Below are 21,018 nucleotides of genomic sequence, written 5' to 3'. Positions count from 1 at the left end.
GACGGCATGGCAAGTGAGGAAACCCGGACGAAGACGTTCGCGACCGTGTCCGGTTCGGCCGCGGGCGAGCCCCGACGACCCGCCACGCGCGCGTGGACGACGAGACTGCTCGTGCTCGGCATCGTCCTGTCGGCCTTCAACCTCCGCCCCGCCATCACCAGCCTGGGCGCGCTCCTCGAAGAGGTCCGCGACGGGCTCGGTATGAGCGGCAGCGTGGCCGGCCTGCTCACCTCCGTGCCTCCGCTCTGCTTCGCCGTCTTCGGCATCACGGCCCCCCGCCTCGCCCGCCGCTTCGGACCGGGCGCGGTGGTGTGCGCGGGCATGACCGCCCTCACCGCGGGCCTGCTCATACGGCCGTACGCGGGCGGCACGGCCGGCTTCCTGGCCGCCAGCGCGCTCGCCCTCATGGGCATCGCCGTCAGCAACGTCCTGATGCCGGTCATCGTCAAGCGCTGGTTCCCGGACCGGGTCGGCTCCATGACCGGCCTCTACTCGATGGCGCTCGCCCTGGGCACCGCCGCCGCGGCCGCGGTGACGGTGCCCATGACCGAGGCGCTCGGCGGCAGTTGGCAGTCGGGACTCACGGTGTGGGCGGCCCTCGCGGCGGCTGCCGTTCTGCCGTGGATCCCGTTCGTACGGCAGCGGGATGCGGCGCCCGCGGAGCAGCCGCCGGGGCGGCAGGAGCACGCGCGCGTGGAGGCGCCCGCGCTGCGGATCACCCGGAGCCGTACCGCCTGGGCGCTCGCCGTGTTCTTCGGGCTGCAGGCCACCGCCGCGTACATCACGATGGGCTGGATGGCGCAGATCTTCCGGGACGCGGGCGTGCCCGCGGGCACGGCGGGGCTGCTGCTCGCCGTCACGATGGTGATGGGCGTGCCCCTGGCCTTCGTCATCCCGCGCGTCGCCGCCCGGCTCCCGCACCAGGGGCCGATCGTGCTCGCGCTGGGCGCCTGCGGCCTCGCCGGTTACGCCGGTCTGTACCTCGCACCGGCCGCCGGCGCCTGGGCCTGGGCGCTGCTGCTCGGCGTCGCCAACTGCTCCTTCCCGCTGGCCCTCACCATGGTCGGCATGCGGGCCAGGACCGGCGCGGGCGTCGCCCAGCTGTCTGCGTTCGCGCAGAGCACCGGCTATCTGATCTCCATCCCGGGCCCGCTGCTGGTGGGCGTGCTCTACCAGCACAGTGGCGGCTGGGGGCTGCCCATCGCGCTGATGGCCGCCCTGATGGTCCCGCAGATGGCCGTCGGCGTCCTGGCGGGACGCAACCGCACGGTGGAGGACGAGGCGGCCCGCTGACCCCGGCCCGACCGCCGCCGGCGCCGGGTGCGAGACTGGCCGTATGCCAGTGCTCGACCCGAACCCCCAGAACGGCCAGAAGAAGATGCTGCTCGTCTTCGGCTCGTTCCTCGCCATCTTCGTGATCATCGCCGTCATCGCGACGATCGCCTCGCCGTGACCGTCCGCCGGGCGGCCCGATGGTGGGGCTAGCACCACCATCCCCTAGGGGGTGAGTGTCAGGGTCAACTGGGTGGATCTCCGGATGGGTTGAGGGCCTCGGATTCCGTAACTTCGAGGTGTGACCGCGCAAGGCGGATCACCCAGGACCCGAAGACCAGCGGAGGCACCCATGTCGGCCCAGTCGCACACCCGGCCCCACCCGGCGACCACGGCCGGCGTCGACATCAGGCTGCCCTGGTGGGCCCTCGCCCTGCCCACGCTCGCCTTCATCGTGCTGCTGGCTCTGATGCTGAACCCGTCGGACGCGCAGGCGGCGGCGGGTGACCCGGCGATCACCCACCTCTTCGAGCGGGCACAGCAGCTCATAGCCCGCTGAGCACCGGTTCGGCCGCCAGTCAACTCCCTGCGCCCCATGGCCTGTTTCATGCGAAGCTGGGTTCCATGAGCGTCGCAGAACCCCGCAGGATCGTCCTCTTCCGGCATGCGAAAGCCGACTGGCCACAGGTGACCGACCACGAGCGCCCCCTCGCTGAGCGGGGCCGCACGGACGCCGCAGTCGCCGGACGCAAGCTGGCCGATACCGGTATCCCCTTCGACCTGGCCCTGTGCTCCACCGCTGTCCGGACCCGAGAGACCTGGAAGCTGGCCGTCCATGAATTCCCGCACCGGCCGAAAACCGTCTACGAGGAGCGGATCTACGAGGCCTCACCCGGCGAGCTGATCGCGCTGCTCAACGAGACCCCCGACGACGTGCAGAACGCCGTACTCATCGGCCACAACCCCGGCGTCCAGGGTCTCGCCGAGATCCTGGCCGGCTCTTCCGAGGGCGACGCCGGCGAGCGGATGAGCCGCCGTGGCTTCCCGGCCGCAGCCTTCGCCGTCCTGTCCTTCGAGGGCCCCTGGAAGGGCCTGGAACCGGGCGTGGCCACGCTGCTGGACTACTGGGCGCCGACCGAGTAGCCGAGACGGCGCAACCACCAGACGACCCACGAAGCGAGCAGGCGACACCACGACCGAGGGGCCCGGCACCATCACGGTGCCGGGCCCCTCGACGTGCCGATGGGGGCGACTACTCCTCGTCGTGCGTGTCCGCGGCCTCGACCTCTTCACGGGTGACGCCCAGCAGATACAGGACCGTGTCCAGGAAGGGCACGTTCACCGCGGTGTGCGCGGCCTGCCGTACGACGGGCTTGGCGTTGAAGGCGACACCGAGACCCGCCGCATTGAGCATGTCCAGGTCGTTGGCGCCGTCGCCGATCGCCACGGTCTGGGCGAGCGGTACGCCCGCCTCCGCGGCGAACCGGCGCAGCAGCCGCGCCTTGCCCGCGCGGTCGACGATCTCGCCGGTGACCCTGCCGGTGAGCCTGCCACCGACGATCTCCAGGGTGTTGGCCTGCGCGAAGTCGAGCCCCAGCCGCTCCTTCAGATCATCCGTGACCTGGGTGAACCCTCCGGACACCACGCCCACTTGGTACCCGAGCCGCTTGAGCGTACGGATCAGGGTCCGCGCCCCCGGCGTCAGCCGCACCTCGCTGCGCACCTTGTCCACCACGGACGCGTCGAGCCCCTCCAGGAGCGCCACGCGCGCGTGCAGCGACTGCTCGAAGTCCAGCTCTCCGCGCATCGCGGCGGCGGTGACCTCGGCGACCTTGTCCTCGCAGCCGGCATGCGCCGCGAAGAGTTCGATCACCTCGTCCTGGATGAGCGTCGAGTCGACGTCCATGACGACCAGCCGCTGAGCCCGCCGGTGCAGCCCCGCCGCGACGACCGCCACATCGACACCCAGTGCCGCGGCGTCCGTCACCAGGGCGGTGCGCAGCGGCTCGGTCTCGACGCCGGACACCGCGAACTCGACCGCTGTGACGGGGTACTTGGCGAGGCGGAAGATACGGTCGATGTTGCCGCCGGCGGAGGCGATCTTGGCGGCGATCCGGGCGGTCGCCTCCGCCGTGAGCGGGTGACCGAGGACCGTGACCAGTGAGCGTCCGAGGCCGCGCGGACGGTTGTCGCCCCGCCCGGAGATGATCTCGGCCTGCATCTTCATCGACTCCGCCCAGCTGTGGACGGTGGCCCGCAGATCCCCCTCCAGCCCGTGCGGCGGCGGGGTCACGAGCGCGCACAGCGTGAGCCGGCCACGGGTGACGACCTGCTCGATGTCGACCACGTCGACGGAGTAGGCGGCGAGGGTGTCGAACAGGCCGGCCGTGATGCCCGGCCGGTCCTTGCCGAAGATCTTGACGAGGAGGGTGGGGACGTCAGAGGTCGAGGTCTGCGATGCGCTCATGGTGTACCCACCGTATCCGGCACCCAGTGCCGCCCGCCGCCGCGGTCCGCCTGCCGGACACGGAACACTGGGTGTCGAGCAGATGTCGAAGGCCTTACGGCCGGCCCACCGGGCTGAGACGGCCTGGGCGGCCCCTTCGGCATGGGCGGCCCTTCGGCCCGGGCGGCCTCCTCGGCCCGGGCGGCCCCGCGGCCCGGCCGCGGCGAGTCCCGGCGGATGGCTCAGAGCGGCATAGCTACGTCGGACAGCCCGGTACCGCCAGGTGGCGATGCGTCCGGCTCAGCGTCACCTCGGCCGGTGGGTGGTGGGCCGCTCTCTGCCGCAGATGCCCCCCGAGGTCGTCGACGAGGCCCGCCGCCTCGGTCCGGATGACGCGTACGCCACCACCGCACCGCCCGCAGCCGCCGCACCGGGTCCCGGCGAGCGCCGCTTGCGGCGCGTCGTACCGGACGGCCCGGTTGCCCCGGGAGCGGCGTATCCCGCTCCGCTGCCTGGATCGGCGACCCCTGGTTCCCTGCGGCACACGCGCGCCGGACTGCCCCGCTCCCACGGCGGCCGACGTGTACCTCAGCGGTCGTCCTTCCGCCGACCCGGGGGCGGCGGTGGCTGGGGCGGCGGCGGGCCCTCCTTCGGGCCGGGGTTCGGCCGGTTCCCGCGGCGTGGGCGGGGCGGGAGGCCGTCCATCGGACGCGCCACCGTCGGTGCGCCGTACACGTCGCTGTTGCCGGTACCGGGCGGCGGCGAGCCGGCGGGCGGCCGTCCGCGGTCGGGGGCACCCGGCGGACCCTGCCGGTCCGGCGGTCGCGCGTCCTCAGGCTCCCGCAGCCCCTCCGGCAGCTGCAGATACGGATTGGTGGTGGGGTTCGGCGCCCGGTACGGCGTACTGGGCGTGTACGGCCCCGACACGCCCCCGGCTTCGCGCGCGTACTGCGGATACCCGGCGTCCCCGGCGGGCGCGCCCGCGCCCCCGTCGCTCAGCGCCAACGGCGCCGCCCGCCGCCCCGCCGCGCCGCTCGCCCACGCCAGCAACGCCCCGGCACCCCCCGCTCCCGCACCCCACAGGGCGCCCAGCAGCAGCGCCATGCCGAGATGCCCGTGCAGCTCGATCCCGGCACCGAACGCATCGAAGCCCAGCACCGACAGCGAGGCGTCCACCGACACCTCCGTCAGCCACGCGAGCAGCGGCAGCGCCAGCGCCGTGACGATCCCCAGCCGCACCGCACACCGCCCGGCGAAGGCGAGGGCGCCCGGCCCCCGTACGCCCGAAGAACCCGCAGCCGGCGAAGCCCCGGCCCCCACGGGCGTCCGCACCGCGGCCAGCACCCCCGCGAACAGCATCATCACGGCCGCCGCCACCCCCAGCAGCCACACCCGCCCGTCCAGGTCCGCCAGCCGCCCCAGCGTCACCGACTGGTCGGTCTTCGCGGTGAGCAGGTTGTCCAGCGGATCCGGCAGGAACTTGGTCAGTACGCCGGTCGCCCTGCCGTCGAACGGCACGAACAGGCCGACGGGGATGCCCAGCCAGGTGCCGTTGGGCGCGCCCAGCAGTGCGGCGCCGAAGATCCGCTTCGGATGGTCGTCACGGATCGCCGCGTACGCCCCCGCCGCGAGGCCCGCCGCCACCGCCACCAGCATCACCGTGACGATCGCCGACGCCGCCGGCCGTACCACCCGGTGCACGGCCTCCCAGCCGCGCGGCAGGGGCGTGCGGCGCGAGGCCAGCAGGGCGATCAGCAGGATGCCGGCCGACCAGCCGAGCCCGCCCAGCAGGGTGGGCGCGGTGTCGACGGTGAAGCCGACCGCCGCCTTCGCGTCGATGAGGTTGCCGATGTTGTCGGGCAGCAGCCCGCCGATGTCCCCGATGTCGCCGAGACCGGGAATGTTGACGCCACCACCACCCCCGCCGCCTCCGCCGGGCAGCTTGTCGAGACCCAGCGAGCCGCCGTCGATGGTGATGACGTCGTGCCCCGCCCAGGCCAGCCCGCCCAGCGTCGCCACGAACAGCGCGACCACCGCGCCCGCGCGCGCGAGGAGTTCGGCCGGCGCGATCACAACTCCCGCCGCCCGCAAGGACCGTAGGAAGAACCACGAGAGCAGGAGCGCCCCGACCAGGCTCACACCCAATGGCGTGATCGTGACGGCCGTATGTGCCTGCGCGCCTTTCAGGCCGAACGCGGACACGTCGCCGGACGGCGTCACCGAACCACCCGCCCCAAGTGCCACGACCGCCGCGGTCATCGGCCCGAGCGAGCCCGACGCGTCCGCCTCCAGCAGATGCAGGCCGAGCGCCGCCGTACCCGCCATCCCGATCAACGCCCAGCTCACAGAGGCGATCGCGGACAGCAGGACGTCCCCCCACGGCACCCTGGTGCCGCTCCCGACGGACTCGACGCTCGACGACGTGCCCATGGACGCGCTCATGGCAGACCCCCCGATCCGCATTGCGGCACGGCGGCCGCGCATGTCCCCCTCGCGTGGATTACCACTCTCCGGGCCGTTTTCAACCCCGTCAACGGAACCAACCGATGCGCATGTGCGTGGTGGTTCACAAGGCCCGACTTTCGGTCAGGGGGGCGAGCCTGAAATAGTTCCCGACGATGTTCGACATCCCTAGACTCCCTGTGTTGGGGGTAACTCGGGGGACTACTCAGTGGGGCATGGAGTGCCGGAACTCGTACTGGAATTGAATGGACGTACCTGGACGCTCGACCCGTCCAGGCCGTACACCCTCGGACGTGATCCGCAGGGGGACATCGTGCTCGACGACGCCAGAGTGTCCTGGCGTCATGCCACGATCAGCTGGGGCGGCCGCAGTTGGGTCATCGAGGACCAGGGCTCCACCAACGGCACCTTCGTGCAGGGGCAGCGGATCCATCACATGGAGATCGGCCCCGGCTCCGCGGTGCACCTCGGCAACGCGACCGACGGCCCGCTGGTCACCGTCACCGGCGCGGCGGCCGCCGTCGCCCAGCCCCAGCAGCAGCCCTACGCCGCCCAGGGCGCGGGCCCCGGCTGGGCCCAGCAGGCACCGCCGCAGCAGACACCGCCGCAGCACCAGGCCCCGCAGCCCTGCTGGCAGCAGCCGCAGCAGGCCGCCGCGCCGATTCCGCAGCAGCAGGGCCCCGGTGGTGGCGCGGGGGCGCCGCCGGTCTACGGCGACCGCAGCCCCACCACGTTCCACCAGTTCTCCATCGGCCGCGTGATGCGCATCGGCCGCGCCCTGGAGAACGAGCTGGTCGTCTCCGACCTGCAGGTCTCCCGGCACCACGCCGAGTTCCACTCGACGCCCGACGGCCGCATGGAGATCCGCGACCTCGGCTCGCACAACGGCACCTACGTCAACGGCCAGCCGATCCCCAAGGGCGGCTCGGCGCTGCTCGGCCCGACCGACATCGTCGGCGTCGGCCACTCCACGTTCCGGATCGTCGGCGACCACCTCGAGGAGTTCGTCGACACCGGTGAGGTGTCCTTCTCGGCCCGCCATCTGACCGTCACGGTCGACGGCGGCAAGCAGATCCTGAAGGACGTCTCCTTCGGCGTCCCGGAGAAGTCCCTGATCGCGGTCATCGGCCCGTCCGGCTCGGGCAAGTCGACCCTGCTCAAGGCGCTCACCGGCTACCGCCCGGCCAACCAGGGAGACGTCCTCTACGACAACCGCAACCTGTACAAGCAGTTCGCCGAGCTGCGCCAGCGCATCGGTCTGGTCCCGCAGGACGACATCCTGCACAAGGAACTGACCGTCAAGAAGGCCCTCAAGTACGCGGCCAAGCTGCGCTTCCCCGCCGACACCACGGCGCAGGAGCGCGAGGACCGCATAGACGAGGTGCTGCGCGAGCTGAAGCTGGACATCCACAAGGAGAAGAAGGTCACCTCCCTCTCCGGCGGCCAGCGCAAGCGGGTCTCGGTGGCCCTGGAGCTCCTCACCAAGCCCTCGCTGATCTTCCTCGACGAGCCCACCTCGGGCCTCGACCCGGGCATGGACCGCGACGTCATGCAGCTGCTGCGCGGCCTCGCCGACGACGGCCGTACGGTCCTCGTGGTCACCCACTCCGTGGCCGAGCTGGCGCTGTGCGACAAGCTCCTGGTGATGGCTCCGGGCGGCGCGGTCGCCTACTTCGGACCGCCGGAGGAGGCGCTGAACTTCTTCGGCTACGACACCTGGGCCGACGTCTTCTCCGCCTTCGAGAACTACCGCGACTACGACTGGGCCGGACGCTGGAAGGGCTCGCAGCACTACCAGATGTACGCCGCGGACATCGACGCCGTTGCGCCACAGTCCGTACAGATGCCTCCGATGCAGGCGATGAAGCCGCCGAAGCCGCAGGGCTGGATGAGCCAGTTCGGCACCCTGGTGCGCCGCTATGTCTCGGTCATCGCCTCCGACAAGGGCTTCCTCGCCCTGACGGTGATCCTGCCGCTCGTCCTGGGCTCGGTGAGCCTGCTCATCGACTCGGGCAAGGACCTGCTGGTCAACACGGAGATCAACCCGACGACCCAGCAGCCCGTCCCGAACGGTACGGCCACCACCGTCCTGCTGATCCTCGCGGTCGGCGCCTGCTTCGCCGGTGCCGCCAACTCCGTCCGTGAGCTGATCAAGGAACGGGTCATCTACGAGCGGGAGCGCGCCACCGGCCTGTCCCGCTCCGCGTACCTGATGTCCAAGGTCTTCGTGCTCGGCTTCATCACGGTGCTGCAAGGGCTGATGGTCGGCATGATCGGCTTCGCCAGCCGGAAGATCCCGACGGAGGGCCTGGTCCTCAAGAACCTCCCGCTGCTCGAGCTCACCATCCCGGTCATGGCCCTGGGCTTCACCTCGATGATGTTCGGCCTGATCATCTCCGCACTGGTGAAGACCTCCGAGAAGACCATGCCGCTGCTGGTCATGTTCGCGATCGTCCAGGTCGTCTTCACCGGCTGCCTCTTCGCCCTGAACGGCGCGATCGGCGTCAACCAGTTCTCGTACCTGATGCCCTCGCGCTGGGCCGTAGCCGCCGCGGGCGCCACGCTCGACTTCAACCGGATCAGCCCGCCCGGCAAGGGCAAGCCCAACGACCCCCTGTGGGAGCACACCGTGGGCGCCTGGAGCATGGACATGATCGCCCTGATCGCGCTCGGTGTGATCTGCGCGTTCTTCGTGGCTCGCTTCCTGCGCCGCCACGAGCCGGAGGTCATGCGCAAGTAGTCGCAGTCCTACGACGCTCTCGTACGGGGTTCTCGTACGACGCGAAGGGCGGCACCCCTCGGGGGTGCCGCCCTTTGTTCACGTGAAGAGGTCCGCGCCGACCTCAGTACGCGCTGTTGACGTTGTCGATCGAGCCGTACTTGTCGGCCGCGTAGTTGGCGGCGGCGGTGATGTTGGCGACCGGGTCGTAGATGTTCCAGGACGTGCCGGCCACGTGGTAGGCGCTGAAGGTCGGGGGGATGACCTGCAGCAGGCCCTTCGACGGGATGCCGTTGATGGCGTTGATGTCCCAGTCGTTGATGGCGTTCGGGTTGCCCGAGGACTCCCGCATGATGTTGCGGTACAGGCCGTTGTAGCTGCCCGGTATGCCCTTGGCCTGCATGATGTCGAGCGCGTTCCGGATCCAGCCGTCCAGGTTGTTCGCGTAGGTCTTGGTGACCGGCTTGATCGCGGCACGGTGGGCGGCCCGGCTCGCGGCCGCCTTCGCCTTGCGCGCGGCCTCGGCCTTCTTCTTGGCCGCAGCCGCGGCGGCGGCCTTCTTCGCGGCGGCCTTCTTCGCGGCAGCCGCGGCGGCGGCCTTCTGCTTGGCCTCGGCCTTGGCCTTGATGTCCTGGGCCTTCAGGCTGGCACCGGCGAGCTGGTCGGTGACGCTGGCCTTGACGTCCTTGATCTGGTCGGAGCCGTACTCCACCTTGGCCGTCGAGACGGTGGCCTCGTTCGTGGTCGTCTCGGCGTTGCTGGGCACCGCGGAGAACGCGAGAGCGGCGGCACCGAGGGTGGCGACACCCGCCATCGCGACCTTCTGGTGACGGTTCAGCGAGCGACTGAGACGGCGAATGTTGGTGTTCTTGAGCATGGCAGACGGACCTCTTCGAATAGCGCGGAGGTCGCTCAACGTCCTGCGGGGGACACGGGTCCGGCCCGCACAAACGCCGCGGGGGGAACCCGCGGCGCTGAGCGACGGCAGCCATTCTTAGCGGCCGCAAAATGTCGTGGCAAAGGTGTGACGTACGATCCCCGGTAGTGGATCGGGTGAGGGCAAAAACGGACAGACTGGACCGTTCGCCCCGCTCATGCGGGGAGGGTCTGTCTCCTATTGCCCTTCGTACGTGATCTGCGCCCTATGCGCGGGCTCACATCGGCGCCACAACGGTCTCACCATGAGTTGCTTGAGCAATGCACTGCGTGAGCGGCCTCCTACGGGAGGATGAGGTGGACGTCCCCGAACTCGTGCCACAGGTAGAGCCCGCGCAGCGCCTCCTCGTAGCTGCGGTCGATCGCGGCCCGCCCGGCGATCGCCTCCAGCATCAGCAGATGCGAGGCCTCCGGCTCGTGCAGCCCGGTCAGCAGCCCGTCCACCACCCGTACCCCGCGCTCCGGGGTGACAACCAGATCCGTCCACCCTTCACGCGCGCGTACGACGCCGTCCGGCCCGGCCGCCGACTCGACGGCCCGGACAGCCGTCGTCCCGACCGCGACCACCCGTCCGTCGCCCGCCCGCACGGCATTGATCAGCCGGGCCGACGCCGCCGGCACCGAGAACCGCTCCGGATACGGCGGCTCGTGCGCCTCCGCCGAGGCCACCCCGGTGTGCAGGGTGACCGGTGCGAACTGCACACCCCGGCTCACCAGCTCCGCCACCAGCCGCGCCGTGAAGGGCCGCGCCGCACTCGGCATCTCCGCACTGCCGGTCCCGTCGGCGGACGGCAGCGCGAACACCGTCTGGTACACGGACAGCGGCTGGTCCCGCTCCGTATAGGAGTAGCGAATGGGCCGCCCGTGCTCCCGCAGCAGCCCGAGGACCCCGGCCCCCGACACGCGCGCCCACCACAACCGGTCGCCGCGCCCGCTCAGCGGCTCCTCCAGGACCAGCCGTACGCCCCCGGGCAGCCGCACCTCCAGACCCGCGGGCCCGCCCGCACGCGCGCGCGTGGTGCCCTTCCCGTCCGGATCCCGCAGCTCGACCGCCCACCGCCCGTCGTCCCCGCACGTGGAGAAGTGCACCACCACGCGCGCGTGCCCGGCCCACCCGTCCACGGCGGCAGCCAGTGTGGGCGAGGTGTTCACCACGAGCAGATCCCCGGCCCGCAGCAGCCGCGGCAGCTCCACGAACGCGTGGTGCGACACCTCGCAGCCGCGCGACACGAGCAGCCGTACGGCATCCCGGTCGAGCCCCGCCCCGCGCTGCTCGACCGGAATCCGGGCCGACAGCTCCTCCGGTACCTGCACCGCCACCGTCATCGCTACCCCTCCAGCAGGGCCGGAGCCGCATAGCGGCCGCTCGCCGGGCGCTCGTACAGCAGCCGCAGGAACGCCGGCACCACACTCGCCGGCGCCGGCCGGGGATCACCGTCGTCCGGTACGGCCGCCGAATACAGGTCCGTGGCCATGTCCCCGGGGTCGACCGCCCAGACCCGCAGTCCGGGCTCCTCCTCGCCGAGCACCGCCGCCAGATGGTCGAGCGCCGCCTTCGACGCCCCGTATCCGCCCCACGTCTCATAGGCCTCGGCGGCCGCGTCCGAACTGACCGCGATCACCGCGGCGGCCCCCGACGACCGCAGCAGCGGCAGCGCCTCCTGGACCAGGCCCAGTGCGGCCACCACGTTCACCTCCAGCGCCCGCCTGAACCCCTCCAGGGGCAGCTGCTCCAGCCGTACGAGCGGCTCGGCGCCCAGCGCGCTCGCGTTGTTCACCAGCAGATCGAGGCCGCCCAGCTTCCCCGCGGCCGCCACCAGCTCCGCCCGGTGACCGGCGTCCGTGACGTCGCCGGGCACGGCGCTCACATGTGTGCCGTACGCGGACACGGCCTGCGCCGCCTCGGTGAGAGCCACCTCCGTCCTCGCGTCGAGCACCAGATCCCAGCCGCGTGCGGCCAGTGCCTCGGCCAGCGCCCTCCCCAGCCCCTTCGAAGCCCCTGTGATGATCGCTACCGGCATGACACGTCCCCTCGTCTCACCCGCCCGTCCTTCGGCGGTGACCTCAACCTAGGAACCGCGCCACCCGCCCCGCCTCGGACGCGGGCCCCAACCAGCCGGGGCCCTTCGGCCTAAGCCGCCCGTCCCGGGCCCCGGACCTAGTCCGCCCGCCCTAGGCCCACCGGCGCAGCCCGCGCCGCCACAGGTCCGATCCGCGTTGTCACACCCCGCCGGTACCTTGAGGGCATGAGTCACGGCCCCCGGTCCGGCCTCACCGCGGTGAGCTCCGCGCTGCTGGCCATGAGCAGGCATCTCGAGGTGCGCGACGTCCTCAAGACGATCGTCGCCTCGGCCCGCGAGCTGCTCGACGCGCAGTACGCCGCCCTCGGCGTCCCCGACGACCACGGCGGCTTCGCCCAGTTCGTGGTCGACGGCGTGAGCGACGCCCAGTGGAAGGCCATCGGCCCGCTCCCGCGCCAGCACGGCATCCTCGCCGCGATGCTCCAGGAAGCGAAGATCGAACGCCTCGCCGACGTCCGCAAGGACCCACGCTTCGAGGGCTGGCCCTCCGCCCACCCGGACATGTCCGACTTCCTGGGCCTGCCCATCAGGGACGGCGACGAGGTCATCGGCGCGCTGTTCCTCGCAAACAAGCTGCGCCCCGTGGAGGGGAACCCCGCACGGGGCGCGAAGGCGGAAGGCACCTGCGGCTTCACCGAGGAGGACGAGGAACTGCTCGCCATCCTCGCCCAGCACGCCGCGATCGCCCTCACCAACGCCCGCCTGTACGAGCGCAGCCGCGAGCTGACCATCGCCGAGGAGCGCTCCCGCCTCGCCCACGAGCTGCACGACGCGGTCAGCCAGAAGCTCTTCTCGCTGCGGCTGACCGCACAGGCCGCCGCCGCCCTCGTCGACCGCGACCCCTCCCGCGCCAAGGGCGAGCTGCAACAGGTGGCCGCGCTGGCCGCCGAGGCCGCCGACGAACTGCGCGCCGCCGTCGTGGAGCTGCGCCCGGCGGCCCTGGACGAGGACGGGCTGGTCGCCACCCTGCGCACCCAGATCCAGGTCCTCGACCGGGCCCACACCGCGCGGGTGACCTTCGACACCTGTGGGGTGCGCGCCCTGCCCGCCGCCCAGGAGGAGGCCGTCCTGCGCGTCGCCCAGGAGGCCCTGCACAACGCCCTGCGGCACTCCGGGGCACGGCAGGTGGACGTGACCCTGGCCCGCCGCGACGGCGGGACGGTCCTGCGCGTCACGGACGACGGCAGCGGCTTCGACCCGAAGTCGATACGCCGTGCGGGACGCCACCTGGGCCTGGTGTCCATGCGGGACCGCGCGAGCGGGGTCGGCGGCGTGCTGACCGTCGAATCGGCGCCCGGAAAGGGCACCACGATCGAGATGGAGGTCCCCGGTGGCTGACGCAATCAAGGTGCTGCTCGTCGACGACCACCAGGTGGTCCGCCGCGGCCTGCGCACCTTCCTCGAGGTGCAGGACGACATCGAGGTCGTGGGTGAGGCGGCCGACGGCGCCGAAGGAGTCGCCCGCGCCGAGGAACTGCAGCCCGACGTCGTGCTGATGGACGTCAAGATGCCCGGCATGGACGGCGTCGACGCCCTGCGCAAGCTCCGCGAGCTGAACAACCCGGCGCGCGTGCTGATCGTCACCAGCTTCACCGAACAGCGCACGGTGGTCCCGGCCCTGCGCGCGGGCGCCGCCGGATACGTCTACAAGGACGTGGACCCCGACGCCCTGGCCGGCGCCATCCGCTCCGTCCACGCCGGGCACATCCTGCTCCAGCCCGAGGTCGCGGGCGCCCTGCTCTCCCAGGAGGAGGCCAACTCGGGCCAGGGCAGAGGCGGTTCGCTCACGGAACGGGAGCGCGAGGTGCTGGGCCTGATAGCGGACGGCCGCTCGAACCGCGAGATCGCACGCGCCCTCGTCCTGTCCGAGAAGACCGTGAAGACCCATGTCTCGAACATTCTGATGAAGCTCGACCTGGCGGACCGCACCCAGGCGGCGCTGTGGGCCGTCCGCCACGGCGTGACCGGCTGAAACACGCCGAGCTCCGGGACGCCACGGCAATACGGAGGGTTCCGCTCCGGACTGAGATTCATACCGTCGTGGGAATGTCCCCCGGATGGCGCATCCTCCGAGGATCTCCGCCGTTCTTCAGTGCGTGCTGCGGCGATTGCCGCGGCAACCGCTAGGGAGGGCTTGGAAAGTGAAGAACCTGAAGAAGGCAGCGGCTGTGACGATGGTGGCCGGCGGTCTGCTCGCCGCTGGAGCCGGAATGGCCTCCGCCACCACCGGCGGTGCGCACGCCGACGGGACGGCCGTGGGCTCGCCCGGCATCGTCTCGGGCAACGTGGTCCAGGCCCCGGTGCACATCCCGGTGAACGTCTCGGGCAACAGCGTGAACGTCGTCGGCGTGCTGAACCCCGCCTTCGGCAACCTGGCCGTCAACCACTGACGCAGGTCACACCGCATGCACTGATTCCGGCCTCCCGGGCATTCCCGGGGGGCCGGTCAGTTTTTTCACGGCGCCGGTCGGGGTTTGTCTTTCAGCTCGTCCGGCGTTTGAGGACGAGGCCGTTCAGGCCGACAAAGGGGGTCTGAGGGCAAAGCCCCCAGGTACGGCGCACAACCCCACAGCCGCAAAGAACCCAACGCTCACCGCACCCCCCGCTCCCGCTCCTCCACAACGGAGTTGTACGCGGCGACCTGCGCCCGCCGAGCCGTCCGCTCCACCGGCCGCAGAGCCTCGGCCCGCGCCCCCATCTCACCGGCGCTCACCGCACCCCCGTGCCCGTTGCCGTGAGCGAGGGAAATCAACAGCCCCACCCGCTGCGCCAGCTCCAGCACCCGCACCGCCCGCGGTGGATAACCCGGCGCCAGCACCTCACGCCCCCGCTCGGCCCGCGCCCGGTACGCATCGATCGCCGCCTCCGCCACCGGCCCCGACCCGGCGACGTCCAGCCGCGCCAGCACCTCCGTCGCGTCCCGCAACGCCTCCGCCAGCTCCCGCTCGGCCTCACCCAGCGAGGGCACATCGGCCGGCGGAGCCTCCCGCACCGGCAGACAGTGCCAGACGACCTCCACATGCACATCGCCGTCGGGCCCTGCCTCGTACACCTCCGGCACCAACCCGAACGCGGCGCCATGGCAGACCACCGCTTCCTCGGCGTCCATCGCCCGCGCATTGAACTCCGGCGGCCCGCTCAGCCCCAGCGGATGTCCCGGCGCGGGCAGCGCGACCCGCAGTCCCGTGACGCCGAGCGCCCTCAGCCGGCCCAGCGCCAGCGTGAGCCCGACGGGCGCCGACTCACCGGGCAGCCCCTCCATGCGATGCACGGCATCGTCCCCGACGATCGCCAGCACGGCGTCGTCCGGCGAGACAAGCCCGGCCAAAAGGGCGTTTCCCCAAGCGGCAAAGCGTCCTGAACGCGGTTCCGAGAGCATGCCCCCACCCTAAGGACCGGACCGATGGAATGGGCCGGGCGGCCGGTGGCGTAGATTTCATCGAGGGCTGCGCCCGAAAGCGCGCACGCGACAGCCGAGACGCCGAGACCGGTCACACTGCAAGGGGAGACAACGCGCTCATGAGCGATGTTCTGGAGCTTCAGGACGTATCCGTGGTCCGGGAGGGCCGGGCTCTGGTGGACCAGGTCTCCTGGTCGGTGAAGGAAGGCGAGCGCTGGGTCATCCTCGGCCCCAACGGCGCCGGCAAGACGACCCTCCTGAACGTCGCCTCCAGCTACCTCTTCCCCAGCACCGGCACCGCCTCCATCCTCGGCGAGACCCTCGGCAAGGTCGACGTCTTCGAGCTGCGCCCCCGCATCGGCATGGCCGGCATCGCCATGGCCGACAAGCTCCCCAAGCGCCAGACCGTCCTGCAGACCGTGCTCACCGCCGCCTACGGCATGACCGCCGGCTGGCACGAGGACTACGAGGACATCGACGAGCAGCGCGCCCGCGCCTTCCTCGACCGCCTCGGCATGACCGAGTACGTGGACCGCAGGTTCGGCACCCTCTCCGAGGGCGAGCGCAAGCGCACCCTCATCGCCCGCGCCCTGATGACCGACCCCGAGCTCCTGCTCCTCGACGAGCCCGCCGCCGGCCTCGACCTCGGCGGCCGCGAGGACCTGGTCCGCCGCCTCGGCCGCCTCGCCCGCGACCCGATCGCCCCCTCGATGATCATGGTCACCCACCACGTGGAGGAGATCGCCCCCGGTTTCACCCATGTCCTGATGATCCGTCAGGGCAAGGTCCTCGCCGCCGGCCCGCTGGAACTCGAGCTCACCTCCCGCAACCTCTCCCTCTGCTTCGGCCTCCCGCTCGTCGTCGAACAGGTCGGTGACCGCTGGACCGCTCAGGGCCTGCCGCTGTCCTGACTGTGTGAAGCCCGCGCGAAAACACGGGTAAGAAGCCCGTCCCAGCCACATCGCGCCCTGTCCGAGGCAGGACCCGCGGTCCTACCATGACCATGTGAACGACATCGACGCATGGGTGTGGTGGCTCGTCGGCGCGGCTGCGCTCGGAATCCCGCTCGTGGTGACCGCGATGCCGGAATTCGGCATGCTCGCAGTGGGCGCCGTCGCCGCGGCCGTCACGGCCGGAGTGGGCTTCGGTTCCGTGGCCCAGGTACTCGCCTTCGTCGTCGTCTCGGTCGCCCTCATCGCAGTCGTACGCCCCATCGCGGTCAGGCACAGCGCGCAACGCCCCCAACTCGCCACGGGAGTCGAGGCGTTGAAGGGCAAACAGGCCGTCGTGCTCGAGCGCGTCGACGGCTCCGGAGGCCGGATCAAGCTGGCCGGCGAGGTCTGGTCGGCGCGCTCGCTCGACGCCGGCAGCGCCTACGAAGTGGGGCAGGAAGTGGATGTCGTGGAGATCGAAGGGGCCACCGCGATCGTCATCTGACCTCGTAGGACTCAACTGAAGCGAACAGCCCACGAGTTGTGCGACGGTCTGTCAGACTCGACCAGCAAGATCTTCAACAACCATAAGATCTTCCGAAAGCGCCGAGGCGGAGAAGGGTACGGGGAACGACGATGGAACCGGTCATCATCGTCCTGATCATTCTGGTGGTGTTGGTCTTCATCGCCCTGATCAGGACCATCCAAGTCATCCCGCAGGCCAGCGCCGCCATCGTGGAGCGCTTCGGCCGCTACACGCGGACGCTGAACGCGGGCCTCAACATCGTCGTCCCGTTCATCGACACCATCCGCAACCGCATCGACCTGCGCGAACAGGTCGTACCGTTCCCGCCGCAGCCGGTGATCACCCAGGACAACCTGGTCGTCAACATCGACACGGTCATCTACTACCAGGTGACCGACGCCCGGGCCGCGACCTACGAAGTCGCCAGCTACATCCAGGCGATCGAGCAGCTGACCGTCACCACGCTCCGCAACATCATCGGTGGCATGGACCTCGAGCGGACCCTGACCTCCCGCGAGGAGATCAACGCTGCCCTGCGCGGAGTCCTCGACGAGGCCACCGGCAAGTGGGGCATCCGCGTCAACCGCGTCGAGCTCAAGGCCATCGAACCGCCCACCTCCATTCAGGACTCGATGGAGAAGCAGATGCGCGCCGACCGTGACAAGCGCGCCGCGATCCTCACCGCCGAAGGTACGCGCCAGGCCGCCATCCTCACCGCCGAAGGTGAGAAGCAGTCCCAGATCCTGCGCGCCGAAGGTGAGGCCAAGGCCGCCGCCCTGCGCGCCGAGGGCGAAGCCCAGGCGATCCGCACGGTCTTCGAGTCCATCCACGCCGGCGACCCCGACCAGAAGCTCCTCAGCTACCAGTACCTCCAGATGCTGCCGAAGATCGCCGAGGGCGACGCCAACAAGCTCTGGATCGTCCCCAGCGAAATCGGCGACGCCCTCAAGGGCCTCTCCGGCGCCATGGGCAACTTCGGCCCGTTCGGCGGCAACTCGGGCGGCGGAGGTACAGAGAAGGCCCCGGAACGCCGCGAGAAGCCGTCGATCGACTGACATGTCCTGTACGACACCGGGGCTCACCTCCGACGGAGGTGAGCCCCGAGTTCTGCGTACGACCTAGGCGGCGGGCTGGGCCAGCCAGTCCGGGAGCGCATCGAAGTCCTCACTGCCAAGCGTCAGCAGCATCGCGTCCTGAGGCGTCGGCTCGAACGGCTGCCGCAGCAACGGCATACCCGCCTGCTCCGGAGTCCGGTCCGCCTTACGGTGGTTGTCCTCCGCGCACGAGGCCACCGTGTTCAGCCACGAGTCCTGACCACCCTGTGCCCGAGGCACAACATGGTCCACGGTGGTCGCCCGGCGACCGCAGTAAGCGCACCGGTGCCGGTCCCTGACCAGCACCCCCCGCCTCGACCACGGTGCTTGTCTTCGGAACGGCACCCTCACATACCGGCACAACCGGATCACCCGGGGCACAGGTATGTCGACCGCGGCTCCACGCATGCGCAGCTCGGGGTGGGCCTGCTCGACAACGGCCTTGTCCTGCAGCACCAGAACGACGGCTCGATTCAACGTCACCGTCGACAGCGGCTCGAAGCTCGCATTCAGTACCAGCGTGTCCCGCATCCCAGCCCACCTCCCGTGCAGTCGGCCCACCCCCTGGCGGGCTTGGATCAACTCTGGCCGGGCACGCCGAGATGGACAACGCAATAAAAACTGCCCGCCCCTGATCAATTCCAAGACCAGAGGCGGGCAAACGTTCCATGAACGTCAGTCTTCGGCGGGCACCTCGTACTCACCGATCAGCTGGGCACGCGCGATCGCGTGGAACCGCAGATTGAAACCGATGACGGCGGGAGAGGCATCGGAGTCGGGACCCAACTTCTCCTGGTCCACGGCGTACACCGTGAACACATACCGGTGCGGCCCGTCCCCGGGCGGCGGAGCGGCCCCGCCGAAGTCCTTGCTCCCGTAGTCGTTGCGCACCTGCACGGCACCCTCGGGGAGCCCCTCGAACTTGCCGCTGCCCGCACCGGCCGGCAGTTCGGTCACCGAGGCCGGGATGTCGAAGACGGTCCAGTGCCAGAACCCGCTGCCCGTGGGGGCGTCGGGGTCGTAGCAGGTCACGGCGAAGCTCTTGGTCTCGGCAGGAAAGCCTTCCCACCGCAGCTGCGGCGAGGTGTTGCCGCCCGCGTAGACCTGAGCATCCTTGAGCGTGGCGCCCTCCTCGACGTCCTCACTCGTCACCGTGAACGACGGCACGGGCGGATGGAAGTCATGGGGGAGCGGCCGCCGCTTGAGCTCGGTCACCTCGGTACCTCCTGATCGATGACGGAATCAGCAGTTCCGAGCCTAGAACCAGTTGCGCTTGCTGCCGACCTCGGACAGCCACTGGTTGAGGTACGCCGCCCAGTCGGTCCCGTAAAAGTCCTGGAGACCCACCTGGAAGGACCGGAACGTGTCACTGCCCTCGCTGAACAGACCGGGCTTCTTGTCCATCTCCAGGATGACGTCCATGGCGTGCTCGTCGGCCACGAAGCTCAACTCGACCTGGTTCAGCCCACGGTACTGCGACGGCGGGAAGAACTCGATCTCCTGGTAGAACGGCAGCTTCTGCCGCGTGCCCCGGATGTGCCCGCGCTCCATGTCCGCGTTCTTGAAGCGGAAGCCCAGCTGGATGAACGCGTCCAGGATCGCCTTCTGCGCCGGCAGCGGGTGCACATTGATCGGGTCCAGGTCACCGGAGTCGATGGCCCGCGCGATCGCCAGCTCCGTGGTGACACCGATGTTCATCCCGCGCAGCGCCTGCCCGTCGATCATCGTGACCGGCGTCTCCCAGGGAATCTCGAGCCCGAACGGCACCGCGTGCACGGCCCCGGCCTGCAGCTCGAAGGCGCCACCGAGCTGCACCTTGGTGAACTCGATGTTCTGCTTGTACTCCTCGTCGCCGCTCTCGACCTCGACCTTGGCCTGCAGCCCGACCGACAGGCCCTCGATGTCCTGGTTCACGGACCCGCCCTGGATCCGCACCTCACCCTGGACGACGCCGCCCGGAACGACGTTGACCTCGGTCAGCACCGTCTCGACCGAAGCCCCGCCGGCCCCCAGGCTCGCGAGCAGCTTCTTGAACGCCATGTCTCTCCCTCTACGTGTGGACCCTTGATCCCTACAAACGCGATCCGGGTACGGCCGGTTCCGCCCCACACCCTGGCAAGGAGAGGGAACCTTGACCAGCCCTTGGTCTCCACCCGTCTGGACTAGGCTCGTACCCCATGATCGCGCCACCGGACCGTACGCCACTCCCCAGGGAGTTCTTCGACCGCCCCGTCCTGGAAGTCGCCCCCGACCTCCTGGGCCGCATCCTCGTGCGTACGACACCGGACGGTCCGATCGCCCTGCGCCTCACAGAGGTCGAGGCCTACGACGGCCCGAACGACCCCGGCTCCCACGCCTATCGCGGCCGCACGGCCCGAAACGGTGTGATGTTCGGTCCGCCCGGGCATGTATACGTCTACTTCACCTACGGCATGTGGTTCTGCATGAACCTGGTGTGCGGCCCCGAAGGGAAGGCGAGCGCGGTCCTGCTCCGGGCCGGCGAGGTCATCGAGGGTGCCGAGCTCGCCCGCAAACGTCGACTCTCGGCCCGAAATGACAAGGAACTGGCCAAAGGGCCTGCCCGCCTTGCCACGGCCCTGGACGTAGCCCGTGATCTTGACGGCACGGACGCCTGCGCCCCGGGGGACACCCCCTTGAGGATCCTGACGGGCGCCGCCGTCGCCCCCGACCAGGTACTCAGCGGTCCACGCACCGGCGTCGCAGGTGACGGGGGTGTCCACCCCTGGCGCTTCTGGATCGCCAACGACCCGACGGTGAGCCCCTATAGGGCCCACGTTCCGAGGCGCCGCTCAAGTTGACGCGTCCCTGGAAGCTGCGTAATGTAGCCCGAGCCGCTTGAACCGGGTACGGCAATCGCCAGCAGCCGGAAGCGGCCAAACCACTACCTACGATCGCCCCTCGGCGGGGTCGAATTCGGTGTGCCCGCATGCCTGAATTCGGACTCGCGGAACTCGATTATGAGTTCGCCGGGGGAATCGGTTAACGTAGTGAATGTCGAAAGGCCCCGCCGACAGGGAATCAGGCCCGAAAGGATCTGATAGAGTCGGAAACGCAAGACCGAAGGGAAACTGCCCGGAGGAAAGCCCGAGAGGGTGAGTACAAAGGAAGCGTCCGTTCCTTGAGAACTC

The 21,018-nt window shown here is 70.4% G+C and carries 21 protein-coding genes; 12 read left to right on the top strand and 9 right to left on the bottom strand.

The genetic code is table 11. From position 1 onward, the window contains the following. The first annotated feature begins 6 nt into the window (after positions 1-6). The 4 genes from ABT254_RS39425 to ABT254_RS39410 all read left to right on the top strand — a co-directional run bounded on the left by ABT254_RS39425 (position 7) and on the right by ABT254_RS39410 (position 2,415). The gene (locus ABT254_RS39425; protein WP_502972132.1) at positions 7-1,293 is read left to right on the top strand and encodes a CynX/NimT family MFS transporter; all 1,287 of its coding nucleotides are present in this window, start codon (positions 7-9) and stop codon (positions 1,291-1,293) included. Positions 1,294-1,336: 43 nt separating this feature from the next. Further along, complete coding sequence (locus tag ABT254_RS39420) at positions 1,337-1,453, top strand: SGM_5486 family transporter-associated protein (protein WP_097262240.1); 117 nt, start codon at positions 1,337-1,339, stop codon at positions 1,451-1,453. Between the two features lie 171 nt (positions 1,454-1,624). Next, positions 1,625-1,831, top strand: a complete 207-nt coding sequence (locus ABT254_RS39415) for a hypothetical protein (protein ID WP_351481597.1) — start codon at positions 1,625-1,627, stop codon at positions 1,829-1,831. 65 nt (positions 1,832-1,896) lie between these two features. After that, entirely contained in the window at positions 1,897-2,415 is a 519-nt protein-coding gene (locus tag ABT254_RS39410) for a SixA phosphatase family protein (protein WP_351481595.1), read from the top strand. A 109-nt stretch (positions 2,416-2,524) separates the two neighbouring features. Here ABT254_RS39410 and serB read toward each other — a convergent pair whose 3' ends face one another. Both serB and ABT254_RS39400 read right to left on the bottom strand, forming a co-directional pair. Then, entirely contained in the window at positions 2,525-3,739 is a 1,215-nt protein-coding gene (gene serB / locus ABT254_RS39405; protein ID WP_351481593.1) for a phosphoserine phosphatase SerB, read from the bottom strand. A 567-nt stretch (positions 3,740-4,306) separates the two neighbouring features. Beyond that, complete coding sequence (locus ABT254_RS39400) at positions 4,307-6,160, bottom strand: streptophobe family protein (protein WP_351481591.1); 1,854 nt, start codon at positions 6,158-6,160, stop codon at positions 4,307-4,309. Positions 6,161-6,401: 241 nt separating this feature from the next. On the opposite strand from ABT254_RS39400, the gene ABT254_RS39395 reads away from it, so the two are divergent. Next, positions 6,402-8,921 carry an ABC transporter ATP-binding protein/permease gene (locus ABT254_RS39395; RefSeq protein ID WP_351481589.1) on the top strand — a complete coding sequence of 840 codons (2,520 nt, stop codon included), beginning with the start codon at positions 6,402-6,404 and terminating at the stop codon, positions 8,919-8,921. Between the two features lie 103 nt (positions 8,922-9,024). Here the strand turns inward: ABT254_RS39395 and ABT254_RS39390 are convergent, their stop codons facing one another. The 3 genes from ABT254_RS39390 to ABT254_RS39380 all read right to left on the bottom strand — a co-directional run bounded on the left by ABT254_RS39390 (position 9,025) and on the right by ABT254_RS39380 (position 11,857). After that, positions 9,025-9,777, bottom strand: coding sequence for a transglycosylase SLT domain-containing protein (locus tag ABT254_RS39390; RefSeq protein WP_351481587.1), 753 nt, complete (start codon positions 9,775-9,777; stop codon positions 9,025-9,027). A gap of 341 nt (positions 9,778-10,118) precedes the next feature. Then, complete coding sequence (locus ABT254_RS39385; protein ID WP_351481584.1) at positions 10,119-11,162, bottom strand: S-adenosylmethionine:tRNA ribosyltransferase-isomerase; 1,044 nt, start codon at positions 11,160-11,162, stop codon at positions 10,119-10,121. Between the two features lie 2 nt (positions 11,163-11,164). Next, a complete protein-coding gene (locus ABT254_RS39380; protein ID WP_351481582.1) occupies positions 11,165-11,857 on the bottom strand; it encodes an SDR family NAD(P)-dependent oxidoreductase in 693 nt (230 codons plus the stop codon). A 225-nt stretch (positions 11,858-12,082) separates the two neighbouring features. Here ABT254_RS39380 and ABT254_RS39375 point away from each other — a divergent pair, with 225 nt between their 5' ends. The 3 genes from ABT254_RS39375 (at position 12,083) to chpE (ending at position 14,307) form a co-directional block, all read left to right on the top strand. After that, positions 12,083-13,255 carry a GAF domain-containing sensor histidine kinase gene (locus ABT254_RS39375; RefSeq protein ID WP_351481579.1) on the top strand — a complete coding sequence of 391 codons (1,173 nt, stop codon included), beginning with the start codon at positions 12,083-12,085 and terminating at the stop codon, positions 13,253-13,255. Then, on the top strand, positions 13,248-13,889 hold the full coding sequence (locus ABT254_RS39370) for a response regulator (protein ID WP_344403680.1): 642 nt from the start codon (positions 13,248-13,250) through the stop codon (positions 13,887-13,889). Before ABT254_RS39375 ends, ABT254_RS39370 begins: the two co-directional genes overlap by 8 nt. A 169-nt stretch (positions 13,890-14,058) precedes the next feature. Further along, positions 14,059-14,307 carry a chaplin ChpE gene (gene chpE / locus ABT254_RS39365; protein ID WP_351481576.1) on the top strand — a complete coding sequence of 83 codons (249 nt, stop codon included), beginning with the start codon at positions 14,059-14,061 and terminating at the stop codon, positions 14,305-14,307. Between the two features lie 200 nt (positions 14,308-14,507). On the opposite strand, the gene ABT254_RS39360 is transcribed toward chpE, so the two are convergent. After that, positions 14,508-15,296 carry an Rv1486c family protein gene (locus ABT254_RS39360; protein WP_351481573.1) on the bottom strand — a complete coding sequence of 263 codons (789 nt, stop codon included), beginning with the start codon at positions 15,294-15,296 and terminating at the stop codon, positions 14,508-14,510. 140 nt (positions 15,297-15,436) lie between these two features. Here ABT254_RS39360 and ABT254_RS39355 point away from each other — a divergent pair, with 140 nt between their 5' ends. The 3 genes from ABT254_RS39355 (at position 15,437) to ABT254_RS39345 (ending at position 17,830) form a co-directional block, all read left to right on the top strand. Further along, positions 15,437-16,228, top strand: a complete 792-nt coding sequence (locus ABT254_RS39355; RefSeq protein WP_351481570.1) for an ABC transporter ATP-binding protein — start codon at positions 15,437-15,439, stop codon at positions 16,226-16,228. 94 nt (positions 16,229-16,322) lie between these two features. After that, positions 16,323-16,754 (top strand): NfeD family protein, encoded by a 432-nt coding sequence (locus ABT254_RS39350; protein WP_351481567.1) that lies wholly within the window; start codon positions 16,323-16,325, stop codon positions 16,752-16,754. Positions 16,755-16,885: 131 nt separating this feature from the next. After that, positions 16,886-17,830, top strand: coding sequence for an SPFH domain-containing protein (locus ABT254_RS39345; protein ID WP_115908977.1), 945 nt, complete (start codon positions 16,886-16,888; stop codon positions 17,828-17,830). 63 nt (positions 17,831-17,893) lie between these two features. On the opposite strand, the gene ABT254_RS39340 is transcribed toward ABT254_RS39345, so the two are convergent. The 3 genes from ABT254_RS39340 to ABT254_RS39330 all read right to left on the bottom strand — a co-directional run bounded on the left by ABT254_RS39340 (position 17,894) and on the right by ABT254_RS39330 (position 19,909). Further along, positions 17,894-18,400 (bottom strand): HNH endonuclease, encoded by a 507-nt coding sequence (locus ABT254_RS39340; protein WP_351481563.1) that lies wholly within the window; start codon positions 18,398-18,400, stop codon positions 17,894-17,896. Positions 18,401-18,544: 144 nt separating this feature from the next. Continuing rightward, positions 18,545-19,084, bottom strand: a complete 540-nt coding sequence (locus ABT254_RS39335) for a YbhB/YbcL family Raf kinase inhibitor-like protein (RefSeq protein ID WP_115908979.1) — start codon at positions 19,082-19,084, stop codon at positions 18,545-18,547. Between the two features lie 42 nt (positions 19,085-19,126). Beyond that, positions 19,127-19,909, bottom strand: a complete 783-nt coding sequence (locus ABT254_RS39330) for a sporulation protein (RefSeq protein ID WP_351481560.1) — start codon at positions 19,907-19,909, stop codon at positions 19,127-19,129. Positions 19,910-20,046: 137 nt separating this feature from the next. Here ABT254_RS39330 and ABT254_RS39325 point away from each other — a divergent pair, with 137 nt between their 5' ends. Beyond that, positions 20,047-20,688: a DNA-3-methyladenine glycosylase gene (locus tag ABT254_RS39325; protein ID WP_351481557.1), complete on the top strand. Its 642-nt coding sequence runs from the start codon at positions 20,047-20,049 to the stop codon at positions 20,686-20,688. Positions 20,689-21,018 lie beyond the last annotated feature (330 nt).

The organism is Streptomyces sp. NPDC001137, assembly GCF_040298885.1.
GTDB lineage: Bacteria > Actinomycetota > Actinomycetes > Streptomycetales > Streptomycetaceae > Streptomyces.
Note: the sequence above shows the minus strand (reverse complement) of the source record. Positions and strands in the feature narration are given on the sequence as shown.